The sequence below is a fragment of the Allobosea sp. TAF32 genome (genome assembly GCF_052113585.1).
In the GTDB taxonomy this organism is placed as follows: domain Bacteria; phylum Pseudomonadota; class Alphaproteobacteria; order Rhizobiales; family Beijerinckiaceae; genus Allobosea.
The window spans coordinates 243340-257334 of sequence record NZ_JBFRDM010000001.1 but is presented as its reverse complement, the minus strand read 5'-3'; the positions used below and the strand labels follow the sequence as shown (position 1 = coordinate 257334).

At 67.5% G+C, this 13995-nt stretch carries 13 protein-coding genes; 9 read left to right on the top strand and 4 right to left on the bottom strand.

Translation table 11 applies throughout. The annotated features are described in order from the left end of the window. The first annotated feature begins 58 nt into the window (after positions 1-58). A complete protein-coding gene (locus tag AB4Z16_RS01100) occupies positions 59-1117 on the top strand; it encodes a LacI family DNA-binding transcriptional regulator (RefSeq protein WP_441509476.1) in 1059 nt (352 codons plus the stop codon). A 50-nt stretch (positions 1118-1167) separates the two neighbouring features. Beyond that, a complete protein-coding gene (locus AB4Z16_RS01095; protein ID WP_441509475.1) occupies positions 1168-1635 on the top strand; it encodes an MmcB family DNA repair protein in 468 nt (155 codons plus the stop codon). Here AB4Z16_RS01095 and AB4Z16_RS01090 read toward each other — a convergent pair. Further along, positions 1627-2592: a LysR family transcriptional regulator gene (locus tag AB4Z16_RS01090; RefSeq protein WP_441509474.1), complete on the bottom strand. Its 966-nt coding sequence runs from the start codon at positions 2590-2592 to the stop codon at positions 1627-1629. The genes AB4Z16_RS01095 and AB4Z16_RS01090 overlap by 9 nt on opposite strands. A 98-nt stretch (positions 2593-2690) precedes the next feature. Here AB4Z16_RS01090 and AB4Z16_RS01085 point away from each other — a divergent pair, with 98 nt between their 5' ends. After that, positions 2691-3869, top strand: a complete 1179-nt coding sequence (locus AB4Z16_RS01085; RefSeq protein WP_441509473.1) for an MFS transporter — start codon at positions 2691-2693, stop codon at positions 3867-3869. Between the two features lie 76 nt (positions 3870-3945). Here AB4Z16_RS01085 and AB4Z16_RS01080 read toward each other — a convergent pair whose 3' ends face one another. Then, a complete protein-coding gene (locus tag AB4Z16_RS01080) occupies positions 3946-4509 on the bottom strand; it encodes an ActR/PrrA/RegA family redox response regulator transcription factor (RefSeq protein ID WP_441509472.1) in 564 nt (187 codons plus the stop codon). An 89-nt stretch (positions 4510-4598) separates the two neighbouring features. Beyond that, positions 4599-5951: an ActS/PrrB/RegB family redox-sensitive histidine kinase gene (locus AB4Z16_RS01075; RefSeq protein ID WP_441509471.1), complete on the bottom strand. Its 1353-nt coding sequence runs from the start codon at positions 5949-5951 to the stop codon at positions 4599-4601. A gap of 184 nt (positions 5952-6135) precedes the next feature. Between AB4Z16_RS01075 and AB4Z16_RS01070 the strand changes: the two genes are divergently transcribed. The 6 genes from AB4Z16_RS01070 to AB4Z16_RS01045 all read left to right on the top strand — a co-directional run bounded on the left by AB4Z16_RS01070 (position 6136) and on the right by AB4Z16_RS01045 (position 12997). After that, on the top strand, positions 6136-7437 hold the full coding sequence (locus AB4Z16_RS01070) for a polyhydroxyalkanoate depolymerase (protein WP_441510098.1): 1302 nt from the start codon (positions 6136-6138) through the stop codon (positions 7435-7437). A gap of 58 nt (positions 7438-7495) precedes the next feature. Next, positions 7496-8236: a M48 family metallopeptidase gene (locus AB4Z16_RS01065; RefSeq protein WP_441509470.1), complete on the top strand. Its 741-nt coding sequence runs from the start codon at positions 7496-7498 to the stop codon at positions 8234-8236. 93 nt (positions 8237-8329) lie between these two features. Beyond that, complete coding sequence (locus tag AB4Z16_RS01060) at positions 8330-8545, top strand: hypothetical protein (protein ID WP_441509469.1); 216 nt, start codon at positions 8330-8332, stop codon at positions 8543-8545. Positions 8546-8673: 128 nt separating this feature from the next. After that, positions 8674-9831, top strand: coding sequence for an amidohydrolase (locus AB4Z16_RS01055; RefSeq protein WP_441509468.1), 1158 nt, complete (start codon positions 8674-8676; stop codon positions 9829-9831). Positions 9832-9842: 11 nt separating this feature from the next. After that, positions 9843-11351, top strand: a complete 1509-nt coding sequence (locus AB4Z16_RS01050; protein WP_441509467.1) for a serine hydrolase domain-containing protein — start codon at positions 9843-9845, stop codon at positions 11349-11351. Positions 11352-11407: 56 nt separating this feature from the next. Further along, positions 11408-12997 carry an ABC transporter substrate-binding protein gene (locus AB4Z16_RS01045; RefSeq protein WP_441509466.1) on the top strand — a complete coding sequence of 530 codons (1590 nt, stop codon included), beginning with the start codon at positions 11408-11410 and terminating at the stop codon, positions 12995-12997. 12 nt (positions 12998-13009) lie between these two features. On the opposite strand, the gene AB4Z16_RS01040 is transcribed toward AB4Z16_RS01045, so the two are convergent. Continuing rightward, a complete protein-coding gene (locus tag AB4Z16_RS01040) occupies positions 13010-13912 on the bottom strand; it encodes an aldose 1-epimerase family protein (protein ID WP_441509465.1) in 903 nt (300 codons plus the stop codon). Positions 13913-13995 lie beyond the last annotated feature (83 nt).

Genomic DNA, 13995 nt, shown 5'->3' with positions numbered 1-13995 from the left:
TAGAAAGCAGGAATGATGGTCGTCAAACTCAATTATTGATGGTTTTTGATGCTGCTCCATGAGTGATTCGAAGGCTGCAGACGGGCTGCAACGCCGCCGGATGGCGCGCATCGCCGATGTGGCGGCGCTGTCGGGCGCCTCGACCGCGACGGTCGACCGGGTGCTCAACCAGCGCCCCGGCGTACGCGCCGTGACCGTGCAGCGCGTCCTGAAGGCGGCGAGCGAGCTCGGTTACGTCCTCGATTCCAGCCTGCCGGCGCAGGCCCTGACGCCGATGCGGCTCGCCTTCCTCCTGCCGGCCGGCAGCAATCGCTTCCTGGCCATGCTCGGGCGCCATATCGCGGCGGCGCAGGACCAGCTCGCCTCGTTCAATATGCGCGCCCGCGTCGAGTTCATCGAGAGCTTCAAGCCCGAGCTGCTGGCCCAGCAGCTCCGGCAGATCGGGCGCGATGTCGATGGCATCGCCTTCATGGCGCTGGAGCACCCAGCCGTGCGCGAGGCGGTCAACACGCTGGCCGAGCGCGGCGTGCCCACGGTGACGCTGATCTCCGACGTCGCCAATTCGCGCCGCGCCGCCTATGTCGGGCTCGACAACCGTTCGACCGGCCGCACGGCCGGTTATCTCGTCGCCCGCTTCATCGGCAAGCGCCCGGCCAAGGTCGCGATGATCGCCGGCAGCCTGAGCTATCGCGCCCATGAGGAGCGAGAGATGGGCTTCCTCCATCTCTTCGAGGAGATGTTTCCCCAAATCGAGGTGGTCGGGCTGCGCGAAGGGCTGGACGATGAAGGGCGCAATTATCGCCAGGCCAAGGCCCTGCTGGGCAAGCACCCGGATCTTGCCGGCATCTACAACATCGGCGGCGGGCCGGAGGGCATTGCCCGCGCGCTCAAGGAGGTCGGCCGCCAGCAGGAGATCGTCTTCGTCGGCCATGGCTTGACGCCCGAGACTCGCGTGCTCCTGCTTGACGGCACGATGGACGCCGTCATCACCCAGCATCCGCATGCGGCGCTGATGAGCTGCATCGCGATCTTCGCCAATCTGCGGGCAGGGCGACCTGCCCTGGAGGGAACGGCGGCCCCGAGCATCGAGATCATCCTGCGCGAGAACCTGCCCTAGACCGGCGGTCGAGGCTTGCAAATTCGGAAACAAAGAGGGAACATGACCGGATGTCCCTTCAGGATTCCGTTCTCAACCCATCGCCCGCCCGGCCCGACATCACGCGCATGGTCTGCCGCGGCGCCGCCCGCCATCTGCGCGAGCGCGGCTATGCCATCGTCAAGGAGATGACCTTCGCCAATGGCCGGCGCGGCGACATCGTCGCCCTGTCGCCGTCGGGCGAGCTCTGGGTCGTCGAGGTCAAGTCCGGCATTGCCGACTACCGCGTCGACGGCAAATGGCCGGATTATCGCGACTATTGCGACGGCTTCCTCTTCGCGGTCGCGCCTGAGTTCCCGCGCGAGATCCTGCCCGACGATGTCGGTCTGATCGTCGCCGATGCCTATGGCGGCGAGCTGCTGCGCGAGCCGCCGCGCCATCCCTTGAGCCCGGCGCGCCGCAAGATGCTGACCATCGCGCTGGCGCGGCTGGCCTCGGGCCGGCTCGCATTGATCGAGGACCCGGTCGGCTCAGATTGAGACGGCTTCCCGCTTTGCTTGGGCCTTTGCCGGCTCCAGTGGCTTGGCGAAACGGCGCAGGTCGATTTCGGCGACCAGGAAATCGATGAAGGCGCGTACCCGGGCGGGCAGACGCCCGCCATGGCCGACATAGACGGCGTTGATCTCCTCGACATCGCCGGGGTTGAACTCCTGCAGCACGGGCACGAGGGCGCCTGAGTCGATGTCGGCGGCGACGTGGAATAGCGCCAGCCTGGTGAGGCCCTGGCCCGCGACGGCCAGGCGCCGGGCGCTCTCGCCATCACCGATCAGCACTTTGCCATGCATCGGCAGGTAGACCCGTTTGCCGTCGATTCTGAACGGCCATTCGTCGCGGAGGCGCGCGAAGTTGAAGGTGATCAGGTCGTGCGCGGCGAGGTCGGCCGGCGACGACGGCGCCGAATGCCGTGCCAGATACGACGGGGCGCCGACGATGACCGTCGGGCTCTCGCCGAGCTTGCGCGCGATCAGTTGCGATGGGCGCATGGGCCCGACGCGGATCGCGACGTCGGCGCGTTCATCCACCAGGTCGATGACCTGATCGGTGATGGTGATGTCGAGCTGCACGCCGGGATGGGCCGCCATGAAGCGCGGTGCCAGCGGCAGCAGGAAATGCCAGCCGACCGCGACATTGGCGTTGACGCGCAGCCGGCCGCGCGGGATCTGGCAGGCCGCGACCGCCCGCTCCGCCTCGTCGAGTTCGGCGAGTACGCGAAGCGTCCGCTCATGAAATGTCGTGCCTTCCTCGGTCAGCATGAATTTGCGGGTCGAGCGTACGATCAGCCGGACGCCGAGCCGCGCCTCCAGCCGCGCGACGAGCTTGCTGACCGCCGAGGGAGTCATTCTGAGCGCACGCGCCGCCGGCGAGAAGCCGCCGAGCTCGACGACGCGGGCGAAGACTTCCATTTCGCCGGAACGGTTGATCTCGGAGCGCGGCATCGTGAATTCAACTCACAATTGCTGATCTTTGCTGTAGTCTAATTCACAAGCCTTCGCGGCGCTATCTCCGGGCCCGAACAAGTTCCCGGAGGCATCCCATGCCCGTTGCCCTTTATGCCCTTACCGTCGGTGCCTTCGGCATCGGCGTCACCGAATTCGTGATCATGGGCCTGCTGCTGCAGGTCTCCGACGATCTCGGCGTCAGCGTGCCGCTAGCGGGCCTGCTGATGACCGGCTATGCGCTCGGCGTCTTCGTCGGCGCGCCCATCCTGACGATCGCGACACGCTCTCTCCCCCGCAAGACGACGCTGCTGGTGCTGATGGCGATCTTCACCCTAGGCAACCTCGCCGCCGCACTGGCGCCGAGCTTCGCCTGGCTGATGTCGGCCCGCATCGTCACCGCGCTGGCGCACGGCACCTTCTTCGGCGTCGGCTCGCTTGTCGCCACGAGCCTCGTCGCGCCGGAACGCAAGGCTTCGGCCATCGCCCTGATGTTCACCGGGCTCACACTTGCGACGCTGCTCGGCGTGCCCTTCGGCTCCTGGCTCGGCCTCGCCTTCGGCTGGCGCTCGACCTTCTGGGCCGTGACCGCCATCGGCCTTGTCGCCTTGGTCGTCCTTGCCGCGCTCGTCCCCGCGGACCGCGAACGCGTCATCCCCGGCTCGCTTGCCGAGGAGTTCAAGGTTCTGACGCGGCCGCAGGTCCAGCTCGGCCTGGTCATGACCGTGCTGGGCTTCGGCGGCATCTTCGCGGTCTTCACCTTCATCCAGCCGATCCTCGTCGAGCTCGCCGGTTACAGCGAGGGGGCGATCTCGCCGATCCTGCTCGTCTTCGGCGCCGGGCTCGTCATCGGCAACCTGCTCGGCGGGCGCTGGGCCGACCGGGCTCTGGCACCGGCCCTGATCGGAACCATCGCGCTGCTGACCGCGGTGATGTTCGCCTCGACCTTCGGGTTCCACAGCCGGATCGGCGCCGTCATCGCGGCCTTCGCCCTGGGCGCAGCCGCCTTCGCCACCGTCGCGCCGCTGCAGATGTGGGTGCTGCAGCAGGCCGGTGGCGCCGGGCAGGGGCTGGCATCGAGCCTGAACATCGCCGCCTTCAACCTCGGCAATGCCTTCGGCGCCTGGCTTGGCGGCGCGGTCATCACGCAGGGACTGGGCTATGGCGCCATCGCGCCGATCGCGGCGGTGGTTCCGCTGGTCGCGCTCGGCCTCGCCGTCTTCGCGGTGGCGCTCGACCGGCGCGCGGCCCGCATCGTTCCCGCCTGCGCGACCTGAGGCAGGGAAAACTCACGAACAAGCGAAAGCCTGCCGGACATGCCATCCGGCGGGCTTTCTTCTGTAGGTCGTCGAATCAGCGTGGAGCGCGTTTGGCCAGGATGCGCTGCAGCGTGCGCCGGTGCATGCCGAGGCGGCGCGCCGTCTCCGAGACATTGCGGCTGCACAGCTCGTAGACGCGCTGGATATGCTCCCAGCGCACGCGATCCGCCGACATCGGGTTTTCCGGCGGCTGGGGCCGGGCGTCGCGCGCGGCGGCAAGTGCGGCATGGATCTCGTCGGCATCGGCCGGCTTGGCGAGGAAGTCGAAGGCGCCGAGTTTCACGGCGCTGACAGCGGTGGCGATGTTGCCATAGCCGGTCAGCACCACCCCGCGGGCTCCCGGCCGGCGCTCCTTGAGCCGAGCGATCACGTCGAGCCCATTGCCGTCACCGAGACGCAGATCGATCACCGCGAAGGCGGGTGCGGCCTGCTCGACCGCCGCGATTCCGGCGGCGACGCTGTCGGCCGTGCGAACGATATAGCCGCGGCCTTCCATGGCGCGGGCGAGGCGGGTGAGGAATGGTTTGTCGTCATCGACCAGCAGCAACGACATGTCCGTGTTTTCGGGCCTGTCGGTCTCGCTCGGCGCGTCCTGCATTTTGATCTCCTGACCGCTTGTCCATGCGCGCTGCGGTGGCGCGAAGTGAGGTTTCGAAACGCCGGCCGCACGCCCGTTCGGGCTTGCGGTCAGCTAAGCTCATGTAATGCCGATGCTTCCAGCTTGGTACCCCCCATGGCGGGCAGGTCCGCTTCAAAAATGTCGCGGGGCCAGACGATGCGGATCGAGGCGCCGCTCGAAGGGGCAGGGCGATTCGAGAACTCCAGCGTCGCGCCGCCGCGTTCGAGCAGCGTCTTGGCGATGAAGAGGCCGAGCCCGAGCCCGCCGCCGGCACGGTTCTCTGCCGAGCCCCGCGACAGATAAGGCTCGCCCGCCCGCATCAGCACATCCGGCGGGAAGCCCGGGCCGTCGTCGGCGATCGTCAGCACGACGCGGCTTTGCGTCCATTCGGCCGTGATGGCGACGGTGGAGCGTGCGAAATCGACCGCATTGTCGACGATGTTGCCGAGTCCGTAGATCATGCCGGGGTTGCGCCGGCAGACCGGTTCCGGCTTGTCGCCGGTCATGCTGATCTCGAAGGGCACGCCGAAGGGCCGCTGCGGCCCGGCCGCTTCCTCGATCAGCAGCCTGAGCGTCAGCTGGTCCAGCGGGCCGGCATCGTCGTCCTGCAGGCTGGAGAGCTTGCCGAGAATGCCGCGGCAGCGTTCGACCTGCTCGCGCAGCAGTGCGATGTCCTCGGCCATCTCGCCATCCGGCGGGGCGAGGCGGGTGAGTTCGCGGGCAACCAGCGCGATGGTGCCCAGCGGGGTGCCGAGCTCATGGGCTGCTGCTGCGGCGAGCCCGTCGAGTTGGGACAGGTGCTGCTCGCGCGCCAGCACGAGCTCGGTCGCCGCGAGCGCGTCGGAGAGATCGCGCGCCTCCTTGGCGACTCGCCAGGCATAGATGCCGGTGAAGGCGAGGCCGAGCACGAGCGCGACCCAGTTGCCGAGTTGATAGAAGGGCGGCAGCACGGGCCGTTCCTCGCCCGCCCAGGGCAGCGGGAGGTGGAAGCGGCTGAGCAGGGTCGCCAGGACGATCGCCAGCAGGCCGAGCAGCAGGGTGCGTTCCGGCGGCAGCGCCGTCGCCGAGATCATCACTGGCGCCAGGAACAGGATCGCGAACGGGTTCTGCAGCCCGCCGGTCATGAAGAGCAGGGCCGCAAGCTGGGCGATGTCGAACCCGAGCAGCGCTGTCGCCGAGCCATCCTGCAGCCGATGGCTGAGCGGAAAGCGGACCCGCAGCGCGATATTGAGCCCGGCCGAAACGGCGATGATCGTGAAGCACCAGCCGAAGGGCAGGGGGAAACCGAGGCCGAAATGCACGCCGGCGACGGCCGCGCTTTGGCCGGCGATGGCGAGCCAGCGCAGCCTGACCAGCGTGTCGAGCCGCAGATGGCGGCCCGTGCGGGCGAGAAGAGGTGGCGAGAGGTCCGAGGCACTCACCGCTGATCGGCCTCCTGCGCGGCTCCCGCCGAGAGCGGGAATGACGGTTTCATCCACATGGCAGGAGAATCTTAGCCTTTAGCTGGGTTGAATGAGAACAAAATCAACGTAAGCTGCGTTATTGCGGCGCATCATTCCTTGCTGCGTCGCCAGAAGGACACGCGATCGCATGTACGGGGACACAATGTCGTTTGCCTATCATGCCTACGAAGCGGTTCACATGATGGTGAGCCCGGTGCGCGGGGTCTCCGACGCCATGCACCTCGCCTTCAAGAACCCGGCCAATCCGCTGACCTATACGCCTTTCGGGCGTACGGTCGCGGCCTCCTGCGAATTGTTCGAGCGCGCCACGCGTCGCTATGGCAAGCCGGCCTTCGGTCTCGACGAGACGACGATCAACGGCGTCAAGGTCTCGGTCGAGGAGCGGGTCGTCTGGGAACGCCCCTTCGGCAAGCTCGTCTATTTCGACCGGAAGATCGCGGGCCGGCGCAAGCCGCAGCCGAAGGTGCTGATGGTGGCGCCGATGTCGGGCCATTACGCCACGCTGCTCCGCGGCACGGTCGAGGCCTTCCTGCCCGGCCATGAGGTGTACATCACCGACTGGACCGACGCGCGGCTGGTGCCGCTGACGGAGGGCCGCTTCGATCTCGACGATTATATCGATTACGTCATCGCCATGCTGCAGACGCTGGGGCCGGACACCCATGTCATGGCAATCTGCCAGCCTTCCGTGCCGGTCATTGCCGCGATCGCCCGCATGGAGGCCGAGAGCGATCCCTGCGCTCCGCGCTCGATGACGCTGATGGGCGGGCCGATCGATACCCGTTGCTCGCCGACCGCCGTGAACCAGCTCGCGATGGAGCGCGGCACGGACTGGTTCCGCCGCAACTGCATCACCGTCGTTCCCTTCCCGCATATGGGAGCGTTCCGGCAGGTCTATCCGGGCTTCATGCAGCTCTCGGGCTTCATGGCGATGAACATGGACCGCCACGTCACCGCCCATTACGACATGTTCAAGCATCTCGTCGGCGGGGACGGCGATTCGGCCGAGAAGCACCGCGAGTTCTACGACGAATATCTCGCCGTGATGGACCTGACGGCGGAGTTCTACCTCCAGACCGTCGACACCGTCTTCGTCAAACACGCCTTGCCCAAGGGCGAGATGATGCATCGCGACAAGCCTGTCGACCTCAAGGCTATCCGCCGCGTCGCGCTGATGACGGTCGAGGGCGAGAACGACGACATCTCCGGCGTCGGACAGACCCAGGCGGCGCATGATCTCTGCGCCAACATCCCCGCCGACAAGCGCGTCCATTATCTCCAGCCGAAGGTGGGTCATTACGGCGTTTTCAATGGCTCGCGCTTCCGCTCCGAGATCCAGCCCCGCATCTCCGATTTCATGGTCAGCCTCGACATGGAGGCGGCCAAGAGCCGTCGCAGCGAGAGCGCGGACGAGCAGCGCAAGGCTCTGAAGGTCGTCGGCTGACGGGGCGCAGCAGCCCCGCTCTTTCCCATCGCTCGCGAATCCCGCACAATCGTAGGCGATGCGCATCTCCCTGTTCAGGCGCCAGCCGGACCCCGACCGGATTGAGGTCGGGCATGCCGGCACGCTTTATCCCGTATCGATCAAGCGGCGCGCCAATGCGCGGCGGATGACGCTGCGCGTCTCGCAAGCGACTGGAGAGATCACCCTGACCCTGCCCGAGCGGGTCGACTTCGCTGCGGGGCGTACCTTTGCCGAGAATCATGGTGGCTGGATCGCCGCGCGTGTCGCGAAGCGCCCGTTGGCGGTGCCGTTCGAGCCGGGGCAGGTTGTGCCGCTGCGCGGCGTGCCCCATCGGATCGTCCACTGGTCGAAGGCCCGCGGGCTGACGCAGGCGACGCAGGACAAGGACGGCGCCCCTATCATCGCGGTCGCGGGCGAGGCGGCCCATGTCGCGCGCCGGGTCAAGGATTTCCTCAGGCGGCTCGCGCTCGAGGATCTGGAGAAGGCGGTGCGGCGCCACACCGCTGCGCTCGGCATCCCTGCCCGCAAGATCACCATCCGCGACACCACGAGCCGCTGGGGTTCGTGCTCCTCGCAGGGGCATCTGAACTTCTCCTGGCGGCTGATTCTCGCGCCGGCCTCGGTGCTCGACTATCTCGCGGCCCATGAGGTGGCGCATCTCAGGGAGATGAACCACTCGCATCGTTTCTGGGCGCTGACCCACAAGCTCTGCCCGCATACCGAGGAGGCGGAGGCCTGGCTGAAGCGCCACGGCGCGAGCCTGCACGGTTATGGTTGACGCGGTCTCTCTGCCGCAATTTTGCCGTTAACCACTTTCTGAAGCTTGGGCCCGCACACTGTTCGCCGATTCGCCTTCAGTGTGAGTATGCCTATGGGTCAGGTCATCGCGTTCCGTCGCCCGCAACAGCCACCAGCCGCGCCCGAGCCCGTGCTCGGTCTGCTTTCGGCTGTCGATTTTGCGCTCCGCGATCTCGCGGAAATCATGCCGCACATCGCGCTCGACGCCGCCCGCGCGCAGGCCGAGGCTTGTCGCGCCATGCTGGCGCAGGCCTTCGACGCAGAGGTCGAGGCCGAGCTCGGCAATTGATTCTGGCCGGCATCGCGCTCGCGCATGCCGCCCCCGGCGACGACGCGGGTTGCCGAAGCGGATGAATTGTCGAACCTCTCCGGGAAAGAGCCGGCACACGCGCCGGCCACAACCTGGGAGGCTCATCCGTGTTCCTGACCAACAGCGATATGGTCGATCTCGTCGATCTCAGGCATCGGCTGCATCGCAGGCCCGAGATCTCGGGCGAGGAACGCGAGACCGCTGCCACCATCGTCGCGTTTCTGGAGCCGACCCGGCCCGACCGCATCGTCACCGAACTCGGCGGCCACGGCGTCGCCGCGATCTATGAGGGCGCCGAGCCCGGCCCGACCGTGCTGATCCGCGCCGAGCTCGATGCGCTGCCGATCGAGGAGCTCTCGACCAGCGACCACCGCTCCGAAATTCCCGGCAAGGGCCATCTCTGCGGCCATGACGGTCACATGACCATCCTCGCAGGGCTGGCACGCGGGCTTCACCGCAATCCGCCCAAGCGCGGCCGCGCCATCCTGCTGTTCCAGCCGGCGGAAGAGACCGGAGCCGGCGCCGCCGCCGTGATCGCCGACCCGAAATTCCCCGAGATCGCGCCGGACTACGCTTTCTCCCTGCATAATCGCCCGGGTGTCCCGGTCGGCCATGCCCGCATCTCGGAAGGCGCCGCCAACTGCGCCTCGCGCGGCCTCAGGATCGTGCTCAACGGCGAGACTTCGCATGCCTCGACACCGGAGCACGGCCGCTCGCCGGCTCCCGCCATCGCCCGCCTCATCCCCGAGCTGACGGCGCTCGGCCCGGGCGGCGAACTCGACGCGAATTTCACGCTCGTCACCGTGACGCATGCCGGGATCGGCGAGCCGGCCTTCGGCATCGCGCCCGGCCGTGGCGAGCTTTGGGTGACGCTTCGCACCGTCAACGACGCGCAGATGGGCGCGCTCTGCGCGAAGGCCGAGGCGCTGGTGCGCGAGGTCGCAGCCGCCGGCAGCCTCGACGCCGAGATGAGCTATCACGACATCTTCCACCACTGCGAGAACGAGCCCGAGGCGGTCGCGATGCTGCGCCGGGCGATGGACGAGGAGAAGGTGCCGCACGGCCCGACCAAGCCGTCCCGCGGTTCGGAGGATTTCGGCCTGTTCGGCCGCAAGGCCAAGTCGGCGATGTTCCTGCTCGGCTCGGGCGATACCGCCCATCTGCACAACCCCGATTACGACTTCCCGGACGATGCGATCGACACCGGAGCGCGCGTCTTCATGCGGGCGCTGCGCAATCTAGTCGGCGAAGCCCCGCGAGCCTGAGGACAAGCCGGATGGCTTTGGACTGGATGCGCGCCGCTGCGTGCGCGAACGAAATTGTCGCTAGCTGGCAGCGCGAGGCCGGTCCCGGCGGCGCCGTCGTGCTGTTCGATCGCGACGGCGTGCGCGAGGCCTTTGCCGGCGGTCTCGCCAGCATCGACTATCAGCTGCCCTTCACGCCGCAGACGCCGAACCGCTTCGCCTCGATCAGCAAGCATGTGCTGGCGATCGCGTTGCTGCGCGCAGGTGTGCCGTTCGATGCCCCGCTCGGTCGCTGGTTGACCGAATTGTCGGCGCCGCTCGCAGAAGTAGAGCTCGGCCGCGCCCTCGACATGACCGCCGGCCTGCCGGACATGATGGAGGTCTTCTGGCAGCAGGGCGTGCCCTTCACGGCGACGCTGAGCGCCGACGAAGTCTTCGCGCTCGCCTGCCGCTTCCCGTCGCTGAGCGCAGAGCCAGGCACGGAGATGGCCTATTCCAACACCGGCTGGCGGCTCGGCCAGCGCATTCTGGAGCGGGTCACGGGCAGGCCCTACGCCGACATCGTCGCGGAGCTGTCGGGCGAACTCGGCCTCGCCTTCCGGCTGCCCTATGACAGCGCGGAGATCGTGCCGGGCCTTGCCACGGGCTATTGGCGTGATGGCGAAAGCTGGCGGCGCGGTCATTACGGCTTTCACTTCTCCGCCTCGGGCGGCATCGCCGGCTCCGCTGCCGATCTTGCCGGCTGGGCCTCCGCCTTGCTGGCGGGGCGCGGACCGCTTGCCGGCATGCTCGAACGCCTGACGATACCGCGCCATTTCGCCGATGGCAGCGAGAGCGTCTATCGGCTGGGGCTTGTTTGCAGCCGCCTCGGCGAGATCGGGATCGTCGGCCATGGCGGCTCGCTCACGGGCTATCGCAACCACTTTCTGATGGCGCCGGCCTATGGCGCCGGCGTGGTCGTGCTGACCAATCGCGAGGAAGAAGCGCTCTGGCCGGCCATGACGGTGCTGGCGGCGCTGCTCGGGCAGGAACTGCCCGTGCCGGCCGACGCGCCCGCCGGCCTCTTCGCCGCCGAAGAAGGTCCGTTCTGGGCGGAACTCACGCCGGATTCGATCAGCTTCATGGGCGGCTATGAGCGCCTTGTGAAGGACGGGGCCGACGGGCTGCGCAGCCTGCCGGCCTATCTTGATATCCGTCTCCGGCAGGAGGGGGCTGACCGCCTGTCCGGCCCAATCGGCGGCGTGCAACGTTCGCTGCGGCGCGTCCCCGCCGATACGGCACTCGATGCCCGGCTCGTAGGCCACTGGCGCGATCCGCATTTCGGCACCGAGATCGAGGTGCGCGCCGACGGCACCGCGCTGATGCCTTGGCCCTCAGGCGGCACGGTCTCACGGCTGACGCCGCTGCCGAACGGCCGCGCGCTGGCCGATCTGCTGCACGGCCCCTGGCGTTCGCGGCCCTGCCTCTGGCTCGATGGCGCCGGCGGCTTGCAGGTCGCCGGGCACAGGGCAAGGATTTTGCAACTGAAACGCGTCGGCTGACACCGCTCCGCGTGGGCGATGCAGCTGGGTCGATGACGATTGAGGAGGACGTCCCGATGCAACTGCCCCGTTTCGCTGCCGCGCTGCTTTTGACGGCATCTGCGCTGCTGCCCTTGCCGGCGGCAGCGCAGGCGCAGCCCGCCGCGAACCGCGTGCTGCGTGTCGCGCCGCATGCCGATCTCAAGACGCTCGACCCGGTCGCAGCCTCGATCGTCATCACCCGGATGCACGGGCTGATGATCTACGAGACGCTGTTCGCCTGGGATTCGAACCTCCAGCCGAAGCCGCAGATGGTCGAGAGCTTCGAGACCGCGCCGGACAAGCTGAGCTGGAGCTTTACGCTGCGCCCCGGCCTCAAATTTCATGACGGCCAGCCGGTGACCACCAAGGACGTCATCGCTTCGCTCGCCCGCTGGATGAAGCGCGACACCATCGGCGGCAAGCTCGGCGAGTACACCGAAGGCATGGAGGCGGTCGACGACAGGACCTTCAAGTTGAAGCTCAAGCGCCCGCTGGCGCTGGTGCCGTTCGCGCTCGGCTCGGCCGTGGGCCAGATCCCGGTCATCATGCGCGAGGCGGACGCCAAGAGCGATCCGATGAAGCCGATCACCGAGACGATTGGCTCCGGCCCGTTCAAGTTCAACCGCGAGGAATGGCGCAGCGGCTCGAAGATCGTCTACGACCGCAATCCCGACTATGTGCCCCGCTCCGAGCCTGCCGACGGCCTCGCAGGTGGCCGTGTCGTCAAAGTCGACCGCGTCGAATGGCTGATCATGCCCGATGCCGCCACCGCCGCCGCGGCGCTCCAGACCGGAGAGATCGACATCTGGGAGCAGCCGAGCCAGGATCTGATCCCGACGATCGCCACCAACAAGCAGATCAAGGTCGAGCGCTATTCCAACCTCGCCAATCAGGTGATGCTGCGGCCGAACCATCTCTACCCGCCCTTCGACAATCCGAAGGCGCGGCTCGCTCTGGCCTATGCCACTGATCAAGCCGATTTCCTCGCCGCCGGCTTCGGCGATGAGGAATGGTGGAAGCGCTGCAACGCCTATTTCGTCTGCGGCAGCCCGAACGGCACCGAAGCCGGTGCCGAGGGCTATGCCAAGCCCGATCTCGCGAAGGCGCGGCAACTGCTCAAGGAAAGCGGGTACAAGGGCGAGAAGCTGGTTCTCTCGACCAGCAACGACATCGCGCCGATCGGCCGCATGGCCGAGGTTGCGGCCGCCTCGCTGAAGGAAGTCGGCTTCAATGTCGACGTGCAGTTCGCGGATTGGGGTGCCGTCACCACGCGCCAGCAGAACAAGAACCCGCCGGATCAGGGTGGCTGGAACCTCTTCGTCACCTATGCCTCTGGCGCGACGATGCAGTCGCCCTTGACCAATATCGGCACCAACATGGCCTGCGAGCGCGCCTGGGCGGGCTGGCCTTGCGATGCTGAAGCCGAGAAGCTGCGCGGCGCCTTCGTCGATGCGCCCGATGACGCCAGCCGCAAGATCGCGCTCGAAGCGCTGCACAAGCGTCTTGCCGAGGTGCAGCCCTATCGCGTGCTCGGCCAGTTCGATCAGCCCTATGCCCGCCGCACGAATGTCGCCGGCGTGCTGGCGGCGCCGGTCATGCTGTTCTGGAACATCGAGAAGAAATAGCGCCGGGGGCGTTCAAGCTGGCGAAGCCGTCGGGATGAAATGCGGCGTGGCATGCCAGACGAAGTCGCGGCTTTCGCCCGGCGCCAGCGTCAGGATGCCCGGCTTCTCCGCGAACTCGCCCTGCCAGCCGGCCGGGCTCGCCATACTGAACCAGGGTTCGATGCAGAGGAAGGGGGCGCCGGTCGGCTTCGACCAGATGCCGAGGTCCTTGTAGCCCTCCCAGCTCACGGTAAGGGCGCGAACCTCGCGCCCGGCCGTGTCGAAGGCTGCAAAGCGCACCGAACTGTTGGCGACGTCCGGGATCACGATCGCATCGTTGGCGAACAGCGCCTCCGCGAGCGGCAGCTCGGTGCCGTCGAAAGGCAAGGGGATCGGCGCGCCGAGCAGCCCGCCTTCGACGCCCAGGCCCGGTCCGGGCTCGGCGTGAATGAAGCTGAGGCGGTGGGCCTCCTTCGCGATGCCCTCCGCCAAGGGCCAGAGGAAAGCGGGGTGGGCGCCGACGCCGCAGATCAGCTTCGTCTCGGCCGGGTTGGTGACGCGCGTCGTCACCGAAAGCCTGTCGTCGGCGAGCTCGTAGATCATCTGCAATACGAAGCGGAACGGGTAGCGTACCAACGTCTCAGCGCTCTCCCGCAATTCCAGCACGGCGCGGTCCGCCGCTCGTTCGACCCATTGGAACAGGCTGTCGCGCGCGAAGCCGTGCTGCGTCAGATGATAGGACTGGCCCCCTAGGATCAGCGTGTCGTCGGTGAGCCGCCCGACGATGGGGAAAAGCACGGGTGTATGGCGCGGCCATTCCGGCCCGCCATGCCAGAGCAGCGGCCCGTTGGCATCGGACAACGCGATCATTTCGCCGCCCTGTGCCCGGATCGTCGCACGCAGCCGGCCGGAAGCAATTTCGTGGGTGTCCGTCATCGTCGTCTCCGCTGGCCGCCGCGATCTGGCAGATCGGTCCGCCCTGCATATCACGCAAGAGTGACACCGCATTCCCCGGAATC